The organism is Mastigocoleus sp. MO_188.B34, from assembly GCF_030065675.1.
Taxonomy (GTDB): Bacteria; Cyanobacteriota; Cyanobacteriia; order Cyanobacteriales; family Nostocaceae; genus Mastigocoleus.
The window spans coordinates 37,646-45,808 of the sequence record NZ_JASJDK010000024.1 but is presented as its reverse complement, the minus strand read 5'-3'; the positions used below and the strand labels follow the sequence as shown (position 1 = coordinate 45,808).

Here is an 8,163-nt window from a genome sequence, read left to right as displayed (position 1 = left end):
CCGGTGGAGCCACTCGTTTTTCATCATAATCAAAGTTTTGACAAGCTCGATCTAAAACATAGGACCAAGCATTCATCGACCAATGAATTTCCTTGTATAAAAAATGCCTGATCACCCAATGTTCTAACTCAACAGCAACATTATGCCCCAGAAGAACTGCTAATTCTTGTAACGCCGACTTAACTACTCTTTGCCAAGGTAGAGGTTGATTGATTTCTTCAAATATTTCAAGCTCTGGTTGTTTAATTTTAGATCGTCTGTGATATTCAAATTCAATGCTGGGATAAATAGATTTCCATACTTGTAGATTATCCACAAGAACTGTTGGTAAACCCATGTATTTAACTATCGGTTTTGACCAAGATAAAGTAGGTAACTTGAATCCTCGCAGCCACCACAATTCATTACTATCCCAAATTCCTGATAGTGGTATTTTTTCTTGATTCATAGTCCTTTGTGACCGAGAGATGTTAATATCGTTCCACTATCGTTAAGTTAAAACATCATTATTAACTTTTTTGAACTTAATCTCTAAATTTAAAGTTTAAATATCTATTTATGTTTAAATCTTAAGTCACGGTACAGATTTTAGTAGGCAAAATTATTCTTATGGATATAAAAGGTTATTTCTATTTATGGTTTAATTTCTCCTGGATTCAAAGGTTGTTTGGAAGACTTTATTTTTAACATAAAAATATCAAAAACCCAATTTAAAATTCTTCACATATGCGAACATAAATTTTTTTTTACTTTTCATTACCATAAGATTTGAAGAAAAACTCTGAGTATTTTTGGAAGCTTCCAAGTATTTTCTAAGAAACACTAATTATATTTGCTTTTGTTGGGATATCTTAATTAAGAAATCTATCACAGAAAAAAATTATGAAAGGTAAACAAGTTTTACTAACTGGTGGAACTGGTGGACTTGGTCGCGGCGTTACACCGGTAGTTCTTTCCAAAGGTGCAGAAGTCACCATACCCTACCGCAGCGCAAAAGAAGTCGAAAATCTCAAAAGTTTAATTCCACCTGCAGACTTTGCTCGAATTAAGTTCATTGAAACCGATCTAACCCAAGAAAAATCGGTAGAAAATTTAGTCAATAGCATGGAACGAGTGGATGTACTGATCCATTTAGTTGGAGGTTTCTCAATGGGTAAGGTCAATGAATATGAATTTGACTGTTGGAAAAAAGATTTTGATTTAAACTTAAATACTACTTTCCTGGTTTGTAAGCACAGTTTGAGAAGAATGCTGGAAAATGACTATGGACGGATCATTACTATTGGTTCTAGAGGTGCTGTAGAGCCAACAGGGCAACTAGCAGCTTATTGTGCAGCTAAAGCCGGAGTTGTAGCTTTTACCAGAGCGATCGCAGATGAAACAAAAGATAAGAACATTACTGCGAATGTGGTTTTACCCAGCATTATTGATACCCCCAGCAACCGACAAGCAATGGGTACAGAAAATGCAGATAAGTGGGTAAAACCAGAATCTTTAGCTGAAGTTATTTGTTTTTTGGGTTCAGAAATTGCTAAAGATACAAGTGGTGCAGTAATTCCGGTTTATGGTAAGGCGTAATGGGTAATGGGTAATTGGTAATTGGTAACTAATTGATATATTTTCTTATGCGAAACCAATTTATTGCACGAGTAATAGCCTCATTTAAATCTACTTTTGATTGAAAACCCAATTCTTTTTGTGCTTTAGAACCATCTAAAAATTGACCAGATGCCATGACTGCGATCGCAGATGAACTGATTTTGGGTAATTTTCCACCAAAAAGTTGATATTTAGTTTCTTGAAATTTAGATATCGTTTTAGCTATTGGTAAAGGAATGGGGATTTTAGGTGGGGAAACCCCAGCAAGTTCTGCTATTCGTTTGACCAATTCATCCATTGAAATATTGGTACCAGTAAACAAATATCTTTCTCCTGGTTTACCTCCTTCGCAAGCGAGCATAAGTCCTTTACCTGCATCTCCTGTATAGATAACGTTGCGATCGCCCCTGATATAACCAGGAATCGTACCGTTAGCGATTTCCACAATTAATCTACCTGTGGATGGAGCATAATCAAATTCGCCAAAGCACATGGAAGGAATAGCAATAACTACTGGTAAGCCATTTTTAGCTTTTTGTTTTGCTAAACGATCCATTTCCCACTTGACTTGCAGGTAGGGATTTTTATTTTGTGGTGTACGAACATACTCTAATTCTTCCGTAGCAGGTAAATTTTGGGGATGTTTTGGTAATGCGATCGCAGCTCCTAAGTAAACAATTTTTTGTATATCTGCTTGGGAACAAGCTTGGTAGAAATTTTCCATTTGTGAAACCGCGGTTTTAACTTCTGCTTGCAAAGAACGCGGTTTTGTTGGATAGTAAGCTGCACAGTTAACTACTGCATCTAAGTCTTTTAATGCTTGGAGCAGAGATGCTCTATCGTTTAGATCGCCGATTCTGGAGCTAAAGATTCTGGAATTAAAAGAAAGGTCTTTAATTGATTCCAAATTAGAAGATGCTCGGTGAATTACTACTAGTTCGTGACCATTTTCTAAAACAGCATTAGCGGTATGATGACCGATCGCACCAGTTGCACCCAATATACCTATTTTCATTTTTGTTTTATTCGTCAATCGCTTTCAAAATAATCTCAATGGTGCGTTACGACGCGATTAAGTTTTGACTTAAAACAATATTATTGTTGCGCGCCTAACGTGTGTTTTCAAACTACTTATTTGCAATATAATGTGATTTTAAGATCCCCTTAAATCCGTCGCTAAATTGGGGAACTCTGACTATTTCCCCCCTTTTCAAGGAGAGTTAGGGGGGATCTCATATAGATTAAGTTAATCTGTGTCAAGCTCTTGCTCAACTATCTGATATACCCAACGGATGTTGCTTTTTGCTGTCGCCCAGGTCAATCTATTGTTATGGAATGACGGTAATATTTTTCGATGCCATTGGGATAAGTCTATGGTGTTGATCGCTTGTTCAATACTCAATCCTTGTTTATAAGCATTGCCAACACTTTGATATAGATATTCTAAATAATCTGCATATTGTTGTAAGTCTGTAGCCGTAGCGATGGAACCATGACCCGGGATAAATTTGGCGTCGGGATATTTTTGAGCTATTTCACGGATAGCTGTTATGGTTTGGGGAATTGCAACTCCACCTTCACCCAAATCAAAAAATGGATAATAGGTATGAAATAAAAGGTCACCTGTAGCAATTATATTTTCTTTTGGTAAGTAAGCCCAAAGGTCGCCGTGGGTATGAGCGATACCTGGATATGTCAAAATAATTTCTTGATTTTGGAGCTTTAATGTATCGGTTTTATTAACTAGATTATCGGTTTGGGGAATATATTCTTGATGATGTTTCCACCAGTTTCCATCCCGAAGCATCATTAGTGGAGGAACTTGACGATGGGCAAATATTTGGGCTGATGGATAGAGAATATTACCTTGGGTATGGTCGTAATGATAGTGAGTGTTAACGATTTTAGTAACATTGCGATCCGGTAAATTTTGAGAAATCCAACGACGCAAGCTTTGGGCTCCTGGGGGAAATTTGGGATCGAGTACAAGTATTTCTTTACCATCTTCCACTACCAAAGAGTTACCCCCACCACCTAAAACTGCGTAGACTCCGGGAGCCATTTCCACCGTTTGTTGTTGTACGTAAGATAAGTAAAACCAGGTTGCAAAACTTCCACTACCTAAAACAATTAGAAGTAAAATTAAAGATAGAAAAAACTTCCAGTTCTTTTTTGATTGCCATTTATTTGATTGCAAGTATTCGCGATCCAAAGACTCATGCTGAGAATAAACTTTTTCGAGATGCTTTGCTCCTTTTAAAGAAAAATTTTTAACAAAAGTAAAGTGAGCCAGCCAAAATCCCTTGAGGAGTCGAAAATTCCAGCCCATTGCTTTTTCCCAAGAACCAAAGCGAGTGTAACCATTACCCAAGTCTTTCATATAGTAGGTATGACGAGCATAAAAACCAGGGAGGATTGTTACTTCCCAAGTGACTTTATGCTGTGGTTCAAGTTCGACAATAGTTGCGATCGCAGGCATTTTGTATAAAAACCACCAGCGTATTGGTTCAAAGACCCAAATCAGTTGTTTTCCTAGTTTTAGTTCACTGTTGAAAGCCCAAAAAAAACACTTATTCCAAACATTCCAGGTATTTGGATGGTTAAAAGTTTCCCAAAGAACATCAATGGGAATTTTTAAATCCACATATCCATCAATTGGCGTCATGTCTTCCGACAAAGCTAAGATTTCTGCTTTGCTTTTATCTGCTGTGGCTCTATTAGTTTTCATGATAGATTGGTAGACGACTAATTCGTAATACCAATTTCTTTTAAAATTGCTACGATTTCTTTATGTAGGGAAATAGGGAACGGATTCAATATGTAGCAGTTTTTTGAAATTGATATAAGCTTTTTCGTTAACTGATACTCCTTACCGTTATCGTCTATTGAATAGGACTAAAGCCCAACTACAAACCTCAAAACTTAAAGTGTTTCTTCTAATTGCTGCAAAATCAATGGATAGACATCATTAACAGCATTTTTACCAAAAATACAATCAATGTGACCATAGCTGGGAATTACGTAACGCTTATATAATTGCTTCCCATTAACGTCAGATAATAGTTTGTAAGTATACTCGGTACTTTCAGGTAACCAACAATTATTTTCTTCTCCATGAATAAAGGTCATCGGGATTGCTAGCTTTTCTAGTTTTCCTGCATAAATTTCTGAACTGTCAGCGCTGACTAAGTGACATTTACGAACCAATAGAGCGAGATGCTCAAAAGTACTGATATTGGCGATTCCAAATAGTTCATGCAAGTTTTTATATGTTACATCATTTAGTTGCTCCAGGTTATAAAGCTGTCCGTAGAGGAAAGAAATGCGATGACTGACAGGATTAGTATCTGCTTTTCCTGCTTTGACGGGATATAATTTTAAGACTGTATCAATAATTCGATTGACGTAGTTAGCGTCGCTATCTGAATAGGCGGTAAGGGATTTAAAACCCAATTTCTTCAGTAATGAAGGTAATCGCAAATAGGAATTTATCTTTATTATCATTGGCGATCGCATGTGAGTTGCAACTTGAGAAATAACCGCCGAACCTACCCCTTCAAGTCCTGCTAACATTGACATAAAAAAGGTTGTAGCCCCGAAGCAGTGGGCGACTACTTGAATATTTTTTGCCCCAGTAAGACTGCGAATTTTGTCAACAGCAGCAGGAAAATCATTGAGAGCAACATCATCACCATTTGACTGAGTGCTAGATATGGGTAATTCAATACTGACTCGATAATCTAACAACCAAATATCATATCCATGGTCAAATAAATATTCTACTAAGTTAGTTCCAATGGTATCGATAGAGAAAATCGAACTTGATACTCCAAAACCATGCACCAGCATTACTGGACCTTTATTTCCACCATGATAGTGGGTTAGTCTCAATTGTACGCCATCACGAGCTTCAAAGTAATGGATTTGGGGTGTATCAACTCTTAGCTTACGTTTTTGACGAGGTGGTGCATCAGGATTAAAGACTGTTGGTTTAGTAAAAATCTTACCGTAAATATCGAATAGTTCTCCAGCAAAAAATCTTCCAAAACTAGTTGTAATTTGTAAGTATTGTTTGATATTTTTGGCGTTAGTAATTCGCAATGTAGATATCTGACGAAGGAAGTCCTGGGGATAAATATTCAAAACCCCTTTACCCACCAATGAACGCTTAAAGGTGTCGCATTCGTAGATACTGATATATAAAGTAGTTGTATCAGACCAAAGGTCAAAACCTCCGTCATCGTGTATTATTTTGTAACCCTCTGAATTATAGATTTTGCCACTTTCCGCGATCACTTTGAGAAAATATTCCATTCGCTTCGTTTTTACCGAATCATTGGGATTGACTACAAACAAGCGAAAATCCCCATCTCTAACTGTGAGTGGTTTAGCTTCCAAAGCAGGAGCAATTAAAGTACCTACGACTTTGGCTGAATGATTCTCCCGATTAAGCATTTGCTCTAAGTCGGAGGAGCTAATCGTCAGGGTAAATTCCAGAGATGAATTATTTTCTTTACCTTTTGCTGCTGCAACTTTGTAGTCTTCTTTCTCTTGAGTAGAAAAATAACCGCGCATGGTTTCGGTAAATTTAATTCCAGGACGCTGTAGCGAATCTGCGATCTGATTCTGATTTTTGCTTTCACTCTTAAATATTTTGGAAGGTAAGTTGTAGTTAATATTCCAGCCGTAGTCTTGGACGATTAAAGCTGCACAACGTTCAGCGATCGCAGAGATTGTAAGTAAGGGATTCACGCCTAAAGAGCGGGGAATCACTGAGCCATCGCAGACATATAATCCTTCATAAACTTCTTTACCTTGGGTCTGCGAAAATACTTGTCCTTTATGATTAACAACTCCACAACTAGCATCCTCTCCCATTGGACATCCACCTAAGGGATGAACTGTAATCAAGTCTTTTTGGAACAAGTTACTCCAAATCGGGTTATGAATTTTAGTTCCACCCAAAGCACAGGTAGCTTGTCTAATATAGTCGTCAACGCGTTCAAAGTGGGTTTTTTGACCGATCCCTTTCCACCTGATTCGTACTTTATCTTCTGACAAGAATATCTGACCATTTGCTTCATCGTGACTCATCACTAAAAAAGTCTGAGTATTTTTGAGAGCGCCTGTATATGCTCCTTTAACAAAGCAACTTAACTCTCGTCCTTTTTCTTTGAGAGATTCTACAAGACTATTATCTATATCTTTAGTCAATATTGGAGCAACAGCAGCAAACATTTTTGGTATAAAACCCGAAAGCGCGCCAGGGATCGAACCTTCTTGAATAATTATACTATTATCTAGACGGGGCTGCGATCGCATATCAATAATACCGGTGATACAAGGACCAACAGCTTCCATTTCCTGTGGTGGAAAATAACCGAAACCTACACCGTTAATTTCTTCTTCATTATTGTAACCAAATGCTAGTACATCACCGTTACCGCTAAAACCATGACCTAACTTCTTAGATAGGGTTAAACCACGGGATGCAGAACGGAGTAAAATTTCCGTCGAGCCCAAAGTACCAGCGGCTAAAATGACAATATCTGCACTAATAAACATTGTCGGAGCATCAAATTTCTCTCTTCCATTTTCCAGCAATTGATAATGAATCAACCAAAGACTATCTTGCTTTTGAATCCAACGTACAGATACTTGGGTATAGATTTCAGCTCCATGATTTTTAGCATCTGGTAAATAGTTCATTGCAACAGTATTTTTGGCTTTATGGTTGCAACCAGATACACAATCTCCACAGAGGTTACAAGCTTTTTGCTCCACACCTACGTGGTTTATTCCTTCTTCAAAATTGACATTAATTGGTGATCGTTCAAACGGTTGATTTAAGTACTCTGCTGATTTTTTTAAAGCTTCTAATTTTTTTAAGGGTGGATAATTTCCTGGGTAGGGGGTGGGTTTAAGCATTTCCTCTGCTCGATTATAACCCTCTGCAAGTAAGCTACTAACGTCATTACGAAATTCTTGGGGAAAGCATTTATCTTTAAACACCCGGTCTTCAGGACGTAAGGAAACATTAGCATTAATTAAAGAGGTTCCACCCAAGCCACAACCAACGAACACATTAATATCTTCATTAATGCGAAAATCATATAAACCAGTAGATGAACCAATATGTTGTCCTTCTAGGTCTATCTGCATTTCTTTAAATGCTGTTCTGGTATTATTCGGGAATTCACCTGCTTGAATTTCTTTACCCCGTTCTAAAATACAAACCTGTTGTCCGGCTCGAGCGAGACGCGATGCGGTAATTCCACCACCATATCCAGATCCAACAACTACTATTTTATAATGATTTTGAATCTTTTCTATAGGGCTTGATAAGCGGGCCATAATATCAACCTTTACAGTAGAGAAGCACACCTAATAACCCTGAAGGTAAAAGGTGTTTTGGATGTTTTTCATCAACTTATGAGAACTTCAAGGGTCAATAGCGCCATTCCGTAAAATTCAGATGCTTAATTGGGTGCTAATAGCAGAATATTTTGTTTAATCGGACTTATTTTGTATATATAATTGAGTCTTAATTTTATTTTTATTTCT

The 8,163-nt window shown here is 37.3% G+C and carries 5 protein-coding genes; 1 reads left to right on the top strand and 4 read right to left on the bottom strand.

Going from position 1 to position 8,163, the window contains the following annotated elements; translation table 11 throughout:
- Nucleotides 1–448: hypothetical protein (locus tag QNJ50_RS08920; protein ID WP_300634274.1), on the bottom strand; the 448-nt coding region annotated here is incomplete at its 3' end.
- Nucleotides 449–882: 434 nt separating this feature from the next.
- Between QNJ50_RS08920 and fabG the strand changes: the two genes are divergently transcribed.
- Nucleotides 883–1,578, top strand: a complete 696-nt coding sequence (fabG, locus tag QNJ50_RS08915) for a 3-oxoacyl-ACP reductase FabG (RefSeq protein ID WP_300634271.1) — start codon at nt 883–885, stop codon at nt 1,576–1,578.
- 28 nt (nt 1,579–1,606) lie between these two features.
- On the opposite strand, the gene QNJ50_RS08910 is transcribed toward fabG, so the two are convergent.
- The 3 genes from QNJ50_RS08910 to QNJ50_RS08900 form a co-directional block, all read right to left on the bottom strand.
- On the bottom strand, nt 1,607–2,614 hold the full coding sequence (locus QNJ50_RS08910) for an NAD-dependent epimerase/dehydratase family protein (RefSeq protein ID WP_300634267.1): 1,008 nt from the start codon (nt 2,612–2,614) through the stop codon (nt 1,607–1,609).
- A gap of 231 nt (nt 2,615–2,845) precedes the next feature.
- Complete coding sequence (locus QNJ50_RS08905; protein ID WP_300634264.1) at nt 2,846–4,327, bottom strand: MBL fold metallo-hydrolase; 1,482 nt, start codon at nt 4,325–4,327, stop codon at nt 2,846–2,848.
- A 194-nt stretch (nt 4,328–4,521) separates the two neighbouring features.
- Nucleotides 4,522–7,953 (bottom strand): alpha/beta fold hydrolase, encoded by a 3,432-nt coding sequence (locus QNJ50_RS08900; protein ID WP_300634260.1) that lies wholly within the window; start codon nt 7,951–7,953, stop codon nt 4,522–4,524.
- Nucleotides 7,954–8,163: the final 210 nt, after the last annotated feature.